This window comes from Enterobacter sp. SCRI0065 (genome assembly GCF_059766475.1).
Genome location: NZ_JCBAJB010000002.1, coordinates 360,702 through 375,194, shown reverse-complemented (window position 1 = coordinate 375,194; position 14,493 = coordinate 360,702). Strand labels below are relative to the sequence as shown.

Sequence of the window (14,493 nt, the reverse complement as noted above, 5' to 3'; positions counted from 1 at the left end):
TGCGCAGTTATAAGAGACCTTCATGACGTGCGCCAAATTATAAGTAAAGCAGAATCTCGGCTAGAGTTCGCAGTAGCGTAAAAAGCGCTGCAGCGAGTTCGAAAGATGTTTTTGGCGGTGATGAATGCACCATAGCGTGCGCACCAGCTTAGGCAGCGGGACCACAATTTCGACTAAGGATCCACTCTCAAGCTGTTCGGCAATCACCCGGCGAGACAAGCAACTGATCCCCAGCCCATGACGCACCGCATGCTTGATAGCTTCTGAGTTACCCAGCTCCATCCCCAGATGAAACTGCGGTAAATGCGAGAGCAGCAGGTAGTCGACAATTTCGCGCGTGCCGGAACCGTGTTCACGTAAAATCCACGGTGCCTGCGCCAAACGTTCTAGCGTCACCTCGCCCTGCAACAGCGATGAGGCCGGAGAGGCAAACACCACCAGTTCGTCTTCCAGCCACGGCTCGGCGACAATATCCACGTTATGACACGGGCCTTCGATAAGGCCGATATCCACGCGAAAATCAATAATGGCGTTTATCACATCCTGGCTATTGCCAACGCTCATTTCCAGCGGCAGCGTCGGGAAATCGCGGCGATAGCGGGCAATCACTTCCGGCAGGATATAGTTGCCGATAGTGCTGCTGGCGAATACGCGGATTGCACCGTTATCTTCGCGGAACAACTGCTCAATTTCGACAGCTTGTTCCAGCAGCGCCAGCGCGCGCGGATACAGCAAGCGGCCATGCTCATTCACCACCAGACGCTTCCCTACTCGGTCGAAAAGCTGAACGCCAAGCTGACCTTCCAGATCGGTGAGGGCAGCGCTCACCGCAGACTGCGATAAAGCCAGTCGCTGAGAGGCCTGGGTTGTTGACCCACTTTTCAGCACTTCGGCAAAAACTTCCAGCTGACGCAATGTTATGTGCATGGTTGCTTACCACTTATAGAGATTAATTATAAATATATAATCAATTTTATTTTTAAGCCAGAGCGCCGTAATCTTTTAGCCAGACAAAGGAGAAGGTTATGACAGCACTCACCCTACAACATCATCGAACAGTCTGGCATTTCGTGCCGGGCCTTGCGCTCAGCGCAGTCATCACCGGCGTAGCATTATGGGCAGGTAGCTTTCCGACGGTTGCGGGAGCGGGTTTTAGCGCATTAACGCTCGCGATTCTGCTCGGGATGGTGGTTGGGAATACGGTCTACCCGCAGATCACGAAATCCTGCGACGGTGGCGTCATTTTTGCCAAGCAGCACCTGCTACGTCTCGGGATTATTCTTTATGGTTTCCGCCTCACTTTTTCGCAGATTGCGGACGTAGGCGTTAGCGGGATTGCCATCGATGCCCTCACGCTGACCAGCACCTTTTTACTGGCCTGCTTTATCGGACAGAAAGTCTTCGGTCTGGACAAGCAAACCAGCTGGTTGATTGGCGCGGGGAGTAGCATTTGCGGCGCGGCGGCGGTGCTTGCTTCCGAGCCTGTGGTCAAAGCGGAATCCAGTAAAGTCACCGTAGCCGTTGCCACTGTGGTGATATTCGGTACGCTGGCGATTTTCCTGTACCCCGCCATGTATCCGCTGGTGTCACACTGGTTTACCCCTGAAACCTACGGCATCTATATTGGCTCGACGATGCACGAAGTGGCGCAGGTAGTAGCGGCGGGTCATGCCATCAGTCCGGATGCTGAAAACGCGGCGGTGATTGCTAAAATGCTGCGCGTCATGATGCTGGCACCGTTCCTGATTATTCTGGCAGCCCGTGTTAAACAGCTCGCCCCTGCCGGAAAAGGCGAGAAAAGCAAAATTACTATTCCGTGGTTTGCGATTTTGTTTATCGTGGTGGCAGCGTTTAACTCCTTCCACCTGCTGCCAAAAGCAGTGGTTGATATGCTGGTCACGCTGGACACCGTTCTGCTGGCGATGGCGATGGCGGCACTGGGCCTGACAACCCACGTCAGCGCCCTGAAAAAAGCCGGCGCGAAACCGCTGCTGATGGCACTGGTATTGTTCATTTGGCTTATCGTCGGTGGCGGCGCAATTAACCTGGCGGTTCACAGCCTGATGGCATAAACCACTACATCCTTCTCCTGTTAACCCGCTATCATAGGCGTTTCGGGTTAACAGGAGTCCCTTTATGAAATATGTTGGAGCGCACGTTAGCGCTGCAGGTGGCCTTGCGAATGCCGCCATTCGCGCCGCCGAAATCGAGGCGACCGCTTTCGCCCTGTTTACCAAAAACCAGCGTCAGTGGCGCGCCGCGCCGCTCACCCCTGAAATCATCAATGACTTCAAAGCCGCCTGCGAAAAGTATCATTTCGGGCCGGGGCAAATTCTTCCGCACGACAGCTACCTCATTAATCTGGGCCATCCGGTGCAGGAAGCGCTGGATAAATCTCGCGACGCGTTTCTCGATGAACTGCAACGCTGCGAACAGCTTGGCCTGACGCTGCTTAACTTTCATCCGGGCAGCCATCTGATGCAAATCGACGAAGATGCTTGTCTGGCGCGCATCGCAGAATCCATCAACATCGCGCTGGCACAGACCGACGGCGTTACGGCGGTGATTGAAAATACTGCGGGTCAGGGCAGCAACCTTGGATTCAAATTCGAGCACCTGGCCGCGATTATCGACGGCGTGGAGGATAAATCCCGCGTCGGCGTCTGTATTGACACCTGTCATGCCTTTGCTGCCGGTTACGATCTGCGCAGCCAGGAAGAGTGTGAGAAAACGTTTGCTGAGTTTGAACGCATCGTCGGCTTTAAATATCTGCGCGGGATGCACTTAAACGATGCGAAAAGCGCCTTTGGTAGCCGCGTCGATCGCCACCATAGCCTGGGTGAAGGCAATATCGGTCATGACGCCTTCCGCTTTATCATGCAGGACTCCCGCTTTGACGGGATCCCGATGGTGCTTGAGACCGTTAATCCGGATATCTGGGCAGAGGAAATTGCCTGGTTGAAGGCACAGCAAACCGCTGAACAGGCGGCATAAAAAAAGCCGGGTTGCATAAGCACCCGGCTTTTTACTTGGTTCAACTGACTTATGCGACTTTAGCGACCGCCGCCGCGTCTGCTTCCGGGCGCTTCAGCACCGCGTAAGACAGACCTGCAATCAGCGTACCGGCAATAATCGCGAACAGATAACCCAGCACCGGGGTAATCGCCCCAGGGATCAGCAGAACGAACAAGCCACCGTGTGGTGCCATCAGTTTCGCGCCGATTGCCATGGAGATAGCTCCTGTTACCGCACCGCCAACGATACAGCAAGGCAGGACGCGCATCGGGTCACGAGCGGCGAATGGAATCGCACCCTCAGTGATGAAGCACAAACCCAGTACCAGAGCCGCTTTACCGCCTTCCTGCTGCGCTTTATCAAACTTACGACGGGCAATGATAGTGGCCAGACCGAGCGCCAGAGGTGGCACCATACCTGCCGCCATAATCGCTGCCATCGGCGCATACGTCTGAGTACTCAGCAAGCCAACACCAAAGGCGTAAGCCGCTTTGTTCACCGGCCCCCCCATATCGGTACACATCATGCCACCGAGGATTGCACCCAGCAGTACCGCATTCGCGGTGCCCATGGTTTGCAGCCAGTGAGTCAGACCTTCAAGAATCCCCGCAACCGGTTTACCGATCAGGTAGATCATACCCAGGCCAACCACCAGGCTGGAAATCAGTGGGATGATCAGAATCGGTTTCAGCGCTTCCATACTTTGCGGCAGCTTCAGCTTAGAGCTGATGGCTTTCGCCACGTAACCTGCCAGGAAACCGGCGATGATTCCGCCGATAAAGCCAGAACCGGTACTTACCGCCAGCATACCGCCGATAAGACCCGGGGTCAGACCCGGACGGTCAGCGATGGAGAACGCAATGTAACCTGCCAGCACCGGGACCATCAGCGCAAATGCCGAACCGCCACCGATCTGCATTAATGCAGCAGCCAGCGTACCCGGCTCCTTAAACGCCTCAATACCGAATGCAAAAGAAAGCGCGATACACAGACCACCCGCGACCACCATCGGCAGCATGAAGGACACACCGGTCAACAGGTGACGATACGCCCCTGCGGACTGTTTCTTGCCTTCGGTTGCAGACTGGGATTTCGCAGACGCCTGATACGGCTTGGCTTCTGCCAGCGCCTTGTCAAATTCCTGCGACGTTTTCTTCAGCGCCAGACCGGTAGAGGTACGGTACATCGGTTTACCGGCAAATTTCGCCAGATCCACTTCGATATCCGCCGCCACAATCACCAGATCCGCTTCAGCCACTTCTTCTGGAGTGATCGCATTGCCCGCACCCACCGAGCCGCGTGTTTCAACCTTCACCCACCAGCCGCGTTTTTTCGCTTCGGTTTCGATGGCTTCAGCCGCCATGAAGGTATGTGCAACCCCCGTAGGACATGCGGTGATCGCCACGACGCGTTTTGGACCATTCGCCGTCACCGCAGCAGTCGCAACTGGAGCCGTATAAATAGCGGCGTGGCCTTTCGCTTCGCTCAGGAATAATTCTGGATGTGCCACGGCGCGATTAATATCACCCAGCCACACTTTTTTACCGTTCAGCGCACTGTCAGCAGGAATGCTATCGCCCAGAACTATGGCCATTTCAGCGTCGTTCGGGTTATCGACAATCTCGACATGCGCTTTGTGTGCCGCCGCGCTTAGCAGAGTCTTCGCCATATAGGCACGAGCCTGTCCAAGACCGGAATCAATGATCAGCAGCGTTTTCATTATGCCTCTCCTGCTGTTAGTTAAAAGGTTGTAAGTCAACGCGCGCCATCATCGCGGCCAACTGGGTACGTTCGGTAATACCAACATTGCTCTGGCTAACGGCCAGGGCGGCAACAGCGGTAGCAAGACGTAACGTATGCTCACTGGATTCGCGCATCAGCAGGCCATAAATCAGACCGCCAACCATTGAATCTCCTGCACCTACAGTGCTGACAACTTCCACCGACGGTGGTTTGGCAATCCATTCGCCAGACGCGTTAACCCACAGCGCGCCCTCCGCACCCAGAGAAATCACCACATGAGCGATACCCTGCTCACGCAGCGCATGGGCTGCTTCAATCACATCTTTTAATTCTGGCAGCTTACGGCCAGCCCAGATTTCCAGCTCGCGGCGATTTGGCTTAACCAGCCACGGCGCGGCTTTCAGACCGGCAACCAGTGCTTCACGGCTGCTGTCGAAGATAATGCACGGACATTGACTGCGCAGACGCAGCATCCAGTCGGTAAACGCTTCTGGGCTGACGCCGGACGGCAGGCTGCCGCTCACGCAGACCATGTCAAACTGGCCGAGCCAGGTCAGAGAATCGTTAACAAAACGTTCCCAGTCGGCAGGCGTGACTTCAAATCCGGAAAAGTTAAGATCGGTCACTTCACCGTCTTTTTCGGTCAGCTTCACGTTGATGCGGGTACGGCCCTGCACCACCTGGAAACGGTTAGCAATGCCCAGTTCGCTGAACAACTGCTGGAAACCGTCCTGGTTGTCTTTACCGAGGAAACCGCCCACGGTCACATCAATGCCTAAATCTTTAAGCACCTTAGCAACGTTGATCCCTTTACCCGCAGCATGCAGGCCGGTGGTCCGCACCAGGTTCACTTCACCGCGTTCCACTTCAGGTGTAAAGCCGACCAGGTCATAGGCCGGGTTGAGGGTTATCGTAGCAACACGTCTGCTCATTATGCGCCCTCCCCAAGACCTGCCGCGATGGCATCGCCAATCGCTTTCAGCGCCTGTTCAGCATCAGGACCTTGTGCGGAGAAACGCAGGCGATGGCCTTTCTTCACGCCCAATGCAACAACCTTCATCAGGCTGCGACCGTTCGCCGGTTTGCCGGAACCATCAAGGTTAGTCACGGTAATATCGCTTTCGAACTGCTTGATGGTATTCACCAGCATCGTGCCCGGACGGGCATGCAGACCGTGTTCATTACGGACCACATATTCAGCGCTCAGCACGTCGTCAGTTGGCGCGTCATCGCTGGTCAGCAACGCCAGCAGCGTAGCGGCGTCGGCGTTCAGCAAGTGGTCAGCTTTATTGTTCAGCAGCAGGTCACTCAGGCGCTTGAGCACCGCAACCGGCTGATCGTCAGCCATCGCCACGGTCACCAGCAGCGCTGCGTTTTCGCCTTCTGCGTCAAATGCAGTGGCAGCACGGCTTACCGCGATGGCACTGCGCACGTTGCCTTCGGCGCTGTCGTTCAGCCAGATACCCTGGCCTAAATTCAATGGTTTATCGTTGATGGCGCGAACCACAAATGCGGTATCAACCGCGCCTACGGCTTTCAGGCGTCCCGCGTTCAGCGCCTGCAACGTCACCAGGTCGGAGGCGACAACGTCCAGGGCCAGCGTATCGTTATCCAGTTTCAGCGCTTCGCTTTGCTTCTCACCCATCAGCAATGCGCGGAGTTCTTCTGCTGTGGCGGCTGATTTCAGCTGCTCAGCAACAGAATCATCGCTCAGCACGTGCGTCAGCTGACGCAGCAAACCTAAGTGTTCATCGCTGCTGGCGGCAATCCCGATAGCCACATAAGCCACCTGACCTTCACCCCAGAGAATGCCCTGCGGGAACTGATAAACCTGAACGCCGGTTTTCAGCACCTGATCGCGGGTGTCGGTGGTGCCATGCGGAATAGCGATGCCATTACCCAGGAAGGTAGAGGTCTGCTGTTCACGCGCCAGCATGCCGTTAACATAGCCGTCTGCCACATTGCCTGCCTGCACAAGGGCGGCTGCAATCTGGCGGATGGCCTCTTCTTTATTACCGGCCTGCTCGCCCGGATGAATGTCTTGCACTGATAACTGGAACATGGCTCTCCTCTCGTGCTGAAATTGAATCGTTTCAGCTTCTATGAGAAAAAATGCGCTAACTTACTTCGTTAGATAAGGCAAGATAGCGCTGAAACGTTTCAAGAAGTCTTGCGCTTTCTGCTGAACCTTGCAAGAAAAGTTACATTTCTCGTTTCAGAACTTAGATATACAGCACATTTTTCATCCACCCTTCTCTTTTTGCTGATGCTAAAACCATGCAAAACCGCTCACTTCAGCAATGTTCAGCTTGAACATCTAACCTGAAATGCCATTTTGATTTTTCGTGGCGAAATTGACCGCAACATCTGTTTATTTTCTGACAGGCGGCGTAAACTCCGCCCTTCTTCAAATCACTGATACAGAAACATGCACAACTCCCCCGCTGCCGCCTCACCAAAGCCATTTGATTTGACGTCATCGGCGTTTTTGATTGTTGCCTTCCTCACGGGTATTGCCGGTGCGTTACAGACACCAACGCTCAGTTTATTCCTGACTAACGAAGTCCACGCTCGCCCGGCGATGGTTGGCTTCTTTTTCACGGGTAGCGCCATCATCGGCATCCTGGTCAGCCAGTTTCTGGCCGGCCGCTCCGATAGAAAAGGCGATCGTAAAAGTCTGATCGTTTTTTGCTGTCTGCTTGGCGTCTTTGCGTGCCTGCTATTCGCCTGGAACCGTAACTATTTCGTTCTCCTGTTTGTCGGCGTGTTCCTCAGCAGTTTTGGTTCGACCGCTAACCCGCAGATGTTTGCCCTTGCGCGCGAACATGCAGACCATACTGGCCGCGAAGCGGTGATGTTCAGCTCTATTCTGCGCGCCCAGGTTTCTCTGGCGTGGGTCATTGGCCCGCCGCTGGCGTATGCGCTGGCGATGGGTTTCGGCTTTACGGCGATGTATCTCAGCGCTGCTGTTGCCTTTGTGGTGTGCGGCGTGATGGTGTGGTTTTTCCTGCCGACGATGCGTAAAGAACCGAAACTGGCAACGGGGACGCTGGAAGCTCCGCGCCGTAATCGTCGCGATGCCTTGCTTCTGTTTACCATCTGTACGCTGATGTGGGGAACCAACAGCCTCTATATCATCAATATGCCTCTGTTTATTATAGATGAGCTTCATCTACCGGAAAAATTAGCGGGCATAATGATGGGCACGGCGGCTGGTCTGGAAATCCCGACCATGCTGATTGCAGGTTATTACGCTAAACGCTTCGGTAAACGTTTCCTGATGCGCATTGCGGTCGTGGCGGGTCTGCTGTTTTACGTGGGGATGCTAACGGTTCATACGCCAGCCTTGTTGCTTGCTTTACAACTGCTGAACGCCATTTATATCGGCATTCTTGCAGGCATCGGTATGCTCTACTTTCAGGATTTGATGCCGGGTCAGGCAGGAGCAGCAACCACTCTTTATACCAATACTACGCGCGTCGGCTGGATTATTGCGGGGTCGCTTGCGGGTATCGTGGCGGAAATCTGGAGCTATCACACGGTGTTCTGGATTGCGCTGGTCATGTGCATCATTACGGTCGGCTGCCTGACACGCATCAAAGATGTTTAGGGCGCGGTAAGCGCCTCTAATTCAAGAAGATACGTTATCGCCTGTTCACGCGAGTTGCCGCACATATCCTTTGCAGGCTGAAGCCCAGCGCACACTTGCGGACGCAGCGGCGAACCAAAAATATGACACAGGTTATGTTCGGAAAGTTGGATACAACGCGTGTTGGCAGGCTTGCCATCCGGCATCCCCGGAATGGGGCTTGAAATGGACGGCGCAGTACAGCACGCGCCACAGTCTGGACGGCAATCCATAAGCACTCTCTGTCATTAGCTGAAGCCCGTGTAGTCGGGCATCGGGCGCACAGTAACACCTTTTGTGTATTGATAGCAAAAGCCACGAATTCCTCTTGCCTGAAAGGCCGCGCACGAGTAATTTGGCGCGATATTTTTTACCTCTCCGTAAACAGGATTATTGCAATGCCAAGAGCGAACGAAATTAAGAAAGGTATGGTACTGAACTACAACGGCAAACTGCTGATTGTGAAAGATATCGATGTTCAGTCCCCGAGCGCCCGTGGCGCAGCAACGCTGTACAAAATGCGTTTTGCCGATGTCCGTAGCGGGCTGAAGGTTGAAGAGCGTTTTAAAGGCGATGATATTGTTGATACCGTGACCCTGACCCGTCGCTTCGTTGATTTCTCCTACATTGACGGCAACGAATACGTGTTCATGGATAAAGAAGATTACACCCCTTACATCTTCACCAAAGATCAGATTGAAGATGAGTTGCTGTTTATTCCTGAAGGTGGAATGCCGGATATGCAGGTTCTGACCTGGGACGGCCAGCTGCTGGCGCTGGAACTGCCACAGACGGTCGATCTGGAAATCGTCGAAACATCCCCTGGCATTAAAGGGGCATCAGCAAGCGCACGTAACAAACCTGCGACGCTGACCACAGGTCTGGTGGTACAGGTTCCTGAATACCTGTCCGCTGGCGAGAAGATCCGCATCCATATCGAAGAAAAACGTTACATGGGTCGCGCAGACTAAACAAAAAACCCGGCTTACGCCGGGTTTCTTTTTACAACCATTCTGGTTACAACAGTTCTGGATATTTCGTCATCTTCAGCGCCAGTTCAACACCGCGCACTTCCGCCATCCCTTTTAGTCGACCAATCGCCGAATAACCTGGATTCGTTTTCTTGCGAAGATCGTCCAGCATCTGGTGCCCGTGGTCCGGACGGAATGGGATCGGACGCAAATCACCTGCCTGCTTACGACGTTGCTCTTCCCCAAGAATCGCATCAACTACTGCCACCATATTCACATCGCCGCCCAGGTGAGCCGCTTCGTGGAAGGTTTTTGGGTTATCTTCACGACAGGTCGCACGCAGATGGGTGAAGTGAATACGATCGCCAAAGGCTTCGATCATGCGCACCAGATCGTTATCTTCACGCACACCGTACGAACCGGTACACATGGTGAAGCCATTGTTGATGCTATCAACGGTCTCTTTCAGCCACTGCATATCTTCAATCGTTGAAACAATACGCGGCAGGCCCAGGATAGGACGCGGTGGATCGTCCGGGTGGACGGCCAGGCGTAAACCGCAGGCTTCAGCTACCGGAACAATCGCCCGCAGGAAGTAAGCCATATTTTCGCGCAGCTGATTCTTGTCGATGTCGCCATATTCCGCCAGACGCGCGCGGAACTGATCCAGGGTATAACCCTCTTCCGCACCGGGTAAACCGGCAATGATGTTGCGGGTCAGCTTTTCGATATCCGCATCGCTTGCGTCGTTGAACCACTGCTGCGCTTGTTGCTGCTCTTGCGCAGAGTAATCCGCTTCGGCACCCGGACGCTTGAGGATATGCAGTTCGAATGCCGCAAAGGCAATCTGGTCGAAACGCAGCGCTTTTGAACCGTCCGGCATTTGGTACTCAAGATCGGTACGCGTCCAGTCAAGAATCGGCATAAAGTTGTAGCACACCGTATCAATACCACAGGTTCCGAGGTTACGAATGCTCTGCTGATAGTTAGCAATCCAGGTCTCGTACTCACCGGAATGCGTTTTGATATCTTCATGGACGGGAATACTTTCTACGACTGACCAGGTTAAGCCCTTTTCCGCCAGAATAGCCTGACGCTTTTTGATCTCTTCCACCGGCCACATCTGACCGTTTGGAATATGGTGCAATGCTGTCACAACGCCCGTTGCGCCAGCCTGACGCACATCATCAAGAGAAACCGGATCGTTCGGTCCGTACCAACGCCAGGTTTGTTCCATTGCCACACCCTCTCAAGTTGTTATACCAAAATATGTTAACGCAATGACGACTACCATACATGCTTGGTGATGATGGTCAATCCACCGCGCAACATTGATTGTTCGAACTCACAGAATCCGGATATTTACGGCATACCAATTTAATTTGCTGTCATATAACTTTACACTGGCGTTGTTAATTAATGGTTAATCAGGTGTGTATTTCATGAAGACAATCGCTTCCGCCTCACTCCCTTCCCACGTTCAACAGCCGCGTTACGATCGCCAGCAGCTGCGCTCTCGTATTGTCCATCTTGGCTTCGGGGCTTTTCATCGCGCGCATCAGGCGCTGTTAACAAATCGCGTGTTGAACGCTAAAGGCGGCGACTGGGGTATCTGCGAGATCAGTCTGTTCAGCGGTGACGTGCTCATGAGTCAGCTCCGCGCCCAGAACCACCTGTATACGGTGCTGGAAAAAGGAGCAGAAGGTCATCAGCCGATTATCGTCGGGGCGGTGCACGAATGTCTGAATGTAAAACTCGATTCGTTGGCGGCCATCATAGAGAAATTCTGTGAACCGCAGGTGGCGATTGTCTCTTTGACGATTACCGAAAAAGGCTACTGCATTGATCCGGCAACCGGAGCATTGGATACGCAAAATACGCGCATTGTTCACGACCTGGAACATCCGACAGAGCCGCACTCCGCGCCTGGTATTCTTGTTGAGGCCTTGTACCGTCGACGTGAGCGTGGCTTGCCCCCCTTCACGGTGTTGTCGTGCGATAACATTCCGGACAACGGACATGTCGTGAAAAATGCCGTGCTCGGCATGGCTGAAAAGCGCGATCCGCAGTTAGCGGAGTGGATTGCCTCTCACGTGAGCTTCCCCGGTACGATGGTGGACCGGATTGTGCCCGCCGCAACCGAGGCGTCTTTGGCAGAAATCGCCCAGGAGCTGAACGGAATCGACGACCCCTGCGCCATCAGCTGTGAGCCGTTTATCCAGTGGGTCATTGAAGACAATTTTGTTGCTGGTCGCCCGGAGTGGGAAATCGCAGGCGTGCAAATGGTGCAGGACGTCCTGCCGTGGGAGCAGATGAAACTACGGATGCTTAACGGCAGTCACTCGTTTCTGGCCTATCTGGGTTATCTTGCCGGTTACGCCCATATAAATGAATGTATGGAAGATGACGCCTTTCGCGATGCGGCCCGCCGTTTAATGCTCGACGAGCAAGCGCCGACGCTGCGTATCACCGACGTTGATTTGACAGCTTATGCCGATAGCCTGATCGCCCGTTTTGCCAACCCGGCGTTGCAGCATCGCACCTGGCAGATCGCAATGGACGGCAGTCAAAAACTGCCCCAGCGGATGCTGGAAGGCGTACGGGTGCATTTACAGCGTGAAAGTGCCTGGCCGCTTCTGGCGCTCGGCGTTGCGGGATGGATGCGCTACGTGAACGGCGTGGATGATAAGGGCAATGCCATTGATATTCGCGATCCGCTTAGCGATAAAATTCGTGCCAGCGTGGAAACCAGCCACGATAATGAGCGAGTCAATGCGCTGCTGATGCTGTCGGAAATATTCGGCACCGATTTACCTGCCAATCCGCAGTTTGTCGAAGCCGTAAATCATGCTTACCAGCTGATTGCCCAGCGCGGTGCGCGTCAGGCCATTATTGACACTCTGGCGATTTAACGATTTTTGCGTTTAAAGGCGAACAACGTAGCTCCGCGTTCGCCCTCCCCCTTCCCATTGCTGTTCTTTTTCGCCAGGATTACGGATAATTGTCATCGCATTATCCTTTTTCCTGGAGCTCACGTGACCAAAACCAACCTGGTAACCGGATTTCTCGGTAGCGGTAAAACCACCTCAATCCTGCACCTACTCGCAAATAAAGACCCGTCCGAAAAATGGGCTGTGCTGGTGAATGAATTTGGCGAAATCGGTATTGATGGCGCATTGCTTGCCGACAGTGGCGCGCTGGTTAAGGAAATCCCGGGCGGATGTATGTGCTGCGTCAATGGATTACCGATGCAGGTCGGGTTGAATACACTGCTGCGTCAGGGAAAGCCCGACCGTTTGATCATTGAACCCACTGGATTAGGTCACCCTAAGCAGATCCTCGATCTGCTTACCGCACCGGTTTATGAACCGTGGATCGATCTGCGCGCCACGCTGTGTATCCTTGATCCTCGCCAGCTGCTTGATGAAAAAGCGGTGCAGAATGACAATTTCCGCGACCAGCTGGCCTCGGCCGATATTATCGTGGCGAATAAAGCCGACCGTGCCACCCAGGAGAGCCGCGAAGCGTTTGAGCGCTGGTGGCAGCACGCTGGCAACGACCGCCAGTTTGTTCAGACCACGCAGGGTTGCATCGATAATGCTCTGCTTGATCTGCCTCGACTAAATTCTGCGGAACTCCCCGCGAGCGCGGCACATTCCCATCATCATGCTAACAAAAAAGGACTGGCGGCCTTGAGCCTGCCGGAGCATCAGCGATGGCGTCGCAGCCTGAATAGCGGCCAGGGCCATCAGGCCTGCGGCTGGATCTTTGATGCCGATACTCGCTTTGACACAATCGGTATTCTGGAGTGGGCAAGGCTTGCGCCCGTCGAGCGCGTTAAAGGCATCATGCGCACGCCAGATGGACTGGTGCGGATCAACCGTCAAGGGCAGGATTTCTTCATAGAAACGCAAAATGTTGCCCCACCGGACAGTCGAATAGAGTTAATTAGTGCGGTTAACACCGACTGGAACGCACTTCAGGCCAGCTTGTTGACGCTTCGTTTAAGTTCGGGCGATTAACGTTGCCCTCGACTAAACTGCCTTATTTAGATGATGATGATTAAACGAATTCCGCTGATTTTATTGCTTAATGCTGCCGGCCTGGCGCTGTTTTTGTCCTGGTTTTTGCCCGCCAACCATGGCTTCTGGTTGCCACTGGACACCGGCATCTTTCACTTCTTCAACCAACAGTTGGTAAAGAGCCAGGCATTCTTGTGGCTGGTGGCAATCACCAACAATCGTGCCTTTGACGGCTGCTCTCTGCTGGCAATGGGCGGCCTGATGCTCTCGTTCTGGCTCAAAGAAGATGCCACAGGTCGTCGCAGGATAATCATCATCGGCCTGGTGATGCTGCTGACCGCCGTGGTGATTAATCAGCTGGCGCAGGGGCTGATGCCGGTTAAGCGTTCCAGCCCAACGCTCTCTTTCCCCGATGTTTACCGCGTCAGTGAATTACTGCACATCTCCACCAAGGATGCATCGAAAGACAGTTTCCCTGGCGATCATGGAATGATGCTGCTTATTTTTTCAGCATTCATGCTGCGTTATTTCGGCAAAAAAGCCTTCTTTATTGGTCTGATGATTGTTGTAGTTTTCGCCTTCCCGCGCGTAATGATTGGCGCGCACTGGCTGACTGATATTGCCGTCGGCTCTCTTTCTGCCGTATTAATTGGTCTGCCGTGGTGCTTAATGACCCCGTTGTCCGACCGTTTGATTGCCGTTTTCGATCGCTATCTGCCAGGTCGACGCAACAAAATTAAAACAAATAACTAACCAAAATTAACACCATCCATCAGGGATCATTTTCGATCCCTGCCTGGCTTCCCCTCAATTACTCCCTCAGATGTCATCTTCTTGTAATACTATTCATTATATAAATGAATGCGTTGTGCGTTCTTTAACCTAAATTAACACCTTTATGTCCAATCCCGGTTAATCACTTTCACTATCACAATTTCTTATAAAAAAATGGATATTTTTACTCGCAATGACTAAGGCAATCGGTTAATCTCGAACTCGTTTTGCCTCACAGAGATAATTATTCTCAGGGTGAATAAGTTTGTGCGTTAGACCACAGATTTGACCATAAAGAATTGTCTCATTGTGCGCAGATATTTAGTCTCGTCACGTTTGG

13 protein-coding genes are annotated in these 14,493 nt (G+C 53.5%); 7 read left to right on the top strand and 6 right to left on the bottom strand.

The features are described from left to right. Nucleotides 1-60: 60 nt before the first annotated feature. On the bottom strand, nucleotides 61-927 hold the full coding sequence (gene yieE, locus AC6EMZ_RS07620) for a DNA-binding transcriptional regulator YeiE (RefSeq protein ID WP_498401861.1): 867 nt from the start codon (nucleotides 925-927) through the stop codon (nucleotides 61-63). A 98-nt stretch (nucleotides 928-1,025) separates the two neighbouring features. On the opposite strand from yieE, the gene AC6EMZ_RS07615 reads away from it, so the two are divergent. Both AC6EMZ_RS07615 and nfo read left to right on the top strand, forming a co-directional pair. Beyond that, complete coding sequence (locus AC6EMZ_RS07615) at nucleotides 1,026-2,072, top strand: YeiH family protein (RefSeq protein ID WP_498401860.1); 1,047 nt, start codon at nucleotides 1,026-1,028, stop codon at nucleotides 2,070-2,072. A gap of 64 nt (nucleotides 2,073-2,136) precedes the next feature. Beyond that, nucleotides 2,137-2,994: a deoxyribonuclease IV gene (gene nfo / locus AC6EMZ_RS07610; RefSeq protein WP_498401859.1), complete on the top strand. Its 858-nt coding sequence runs from the start codon at nucleotides 2,137-2,139 to the stop codon at nucleotides 2,992-2,994. Between the two features lie 49 nt (nucleotides 2,995-3,043). Here the strand turns inward: nfo and fruA are convergent, their stop codons facing one another. The 3 genes from fruA to fruB are packed head-to-tail and all read right to left on the bottom strand — an operon-like array spanning nucleotide 3,044 to nucleotide 6,820. Beyond that, on the bottom strand, nucleotides 3,044-4,735 hold the full coding sequence (fruA, locus tag AC6EMZ_RS07605) for a PTS fructose transporter subunit IIBC (RefSeq protein WP_498401858.1): 1,692 nt from the start codon (nucleotides 4,733-4,735) through the stop codon (nucleotides 3,044-3,046). Nucleotides 4,736-4,751: 16 nt separating this feature from the next. Next, the gene (fruK, locus tag AC6EMZ_RS07600; RefSeq protein WP_498401857.1) at nucleotides 4,752-5,690 is read right to left on the bottom strand and encodes a 1-phosphofructokinase; all 939 of its coding nucleotides are present in this window, start codon (nucleotides 5,688-5,690) and stop codon (nucleotides 4,752-4,754) included. Then, nucleotides 5,690-6,820, bottom strand: a complete 1,131-nt coding sequence (fruB, locus tag AC6EMZ_RS07595) for a fused PTS fructose transporter subunit IIA/HPr protein (protein ID WP_498401856.1) — start codon at nucleotides 6,818-6,820, stop codon at nucleotides 5,690-5,692. The genes fruK and fruB overlap by 1 nt, the downstream gene beginning before the upstream one ends. 366 nt (nucleotides 6,821-7,186) lie before the next feature. Here fruB and setB point away from each other — a divergent pair, with 366 nt between their 5' ends. Further along, complete coding sequence (gene setB / locus AC6EMZ_RS07590; RefSeq protein WP_498401855.1) at nucleotides 7,187-8,368, top strand: sugar efflux transporter SetB; 1,182 nt, start codon at nucleotides 7,187-7,189, stop codon at nucleotides 8,366-8,368. Here setB and AC6EMZ_RS07585 read toward each other — a convergent pair. Beyond that, nucleotides 8,365-8,619, bottom strand: a complete 255-nt coding sequence (locus tag AC6EMZ_RS07585; protein ID WP_498401854.1) for a YkgJ family cysteine cluster protein — start codon at nucleotides 8,617-8,619, stop codon at nucleotides 8,365-8,367. The two genes, setB and AC6EMZ_RS07585, sit on opposite strands and share 4 nt — an antisense overlap. A 165-nt stretch (nucleotides 8,620-8,784) precedes the next feature. On the opposite strand from AC6EMZ_RS07585, the gene yeiP reads away from it, so the two are divergent. Further along, nucleotides 8,785-9,357, top strand: a complete 573-nt coding sequence (gene yeiP, locus AC6EMZ_RS07580; RefSeq protein WP_498401853.1) for an elongation factor P-like protein YeiP — start codon at nucleotides 8,785-8,787, stop codon at nucleotides 9,355-9,357. 46 nt (nucleotides 9,358-9,403) lie between these two features. On the opposite strand, the gene uxuA is transcribed toward yeiP, so the two are convergent. Next, the gene (gene uxuA, locus AC6EMZ_RS07575) at nucleotides 9,404-10,594 is read right to left on the bottom strand and encodes a mannonate dehydratase (RefSeq protein ID WP_498401852.1); all 1,191 of its coding nucleotides are present in this window, start codon (nucleotides 10,592-10,594) and stop codon (nucleotides 9,404-9,406) included. Nucleotides 10,595-10,799: 205 nt separating this feature from the next. On the opposite strand from uxuA, the gene AC6EMZ_RS07570 reads away from it, so the two are divergent. The 3 genes from AC6EMZ_RS07570 (at nucleotide 10,800) to AC6EMZ_RS07560 (ending at nucleotide 14,132) form a co-directional block, all read left to right on the top strand. Next, complete coding sequence (locus AC6EMZ_RS07570; protein ID WP_498401850.1) at nucleotides 10,800-12,269, top strand: mannitol dehydrogenase family protein; 1,470 nt, start codon at nucleotides 10,800-10,802, stop codon at nucleotides 12,267-12,269. Nucleotides 12,270-12,392: 123 nt separating this feature from the next. After that, a complete protein-coding gene (locus AC6EMZ_RS07565) occupies nucleotides 12,393-13,379 on the top strand; it encodes a CobW family GTP-binding protein (RefSeq protein WP_498401849.1) in 987 nt (328 codons plus the stop codon). Between the two features lie 36 nt (nucleotides 13,380-13,415). Next, nucleotides 13,416-14,132 carry a phosphatase PAP2 family protein gene (locus AC6EMZ_RS07560; protein ID WP_498402297.1) on the top strand — a complete coding sequence of 239 codons (717 nt, stop codon included), beginning with the start codon at nucleotides 13,416-13,418 and terminating at the stop codon, nucleotides 14,130-14,132. Nucleotides 14,133-14,493 lie beyond the last annotated feature (361 nt).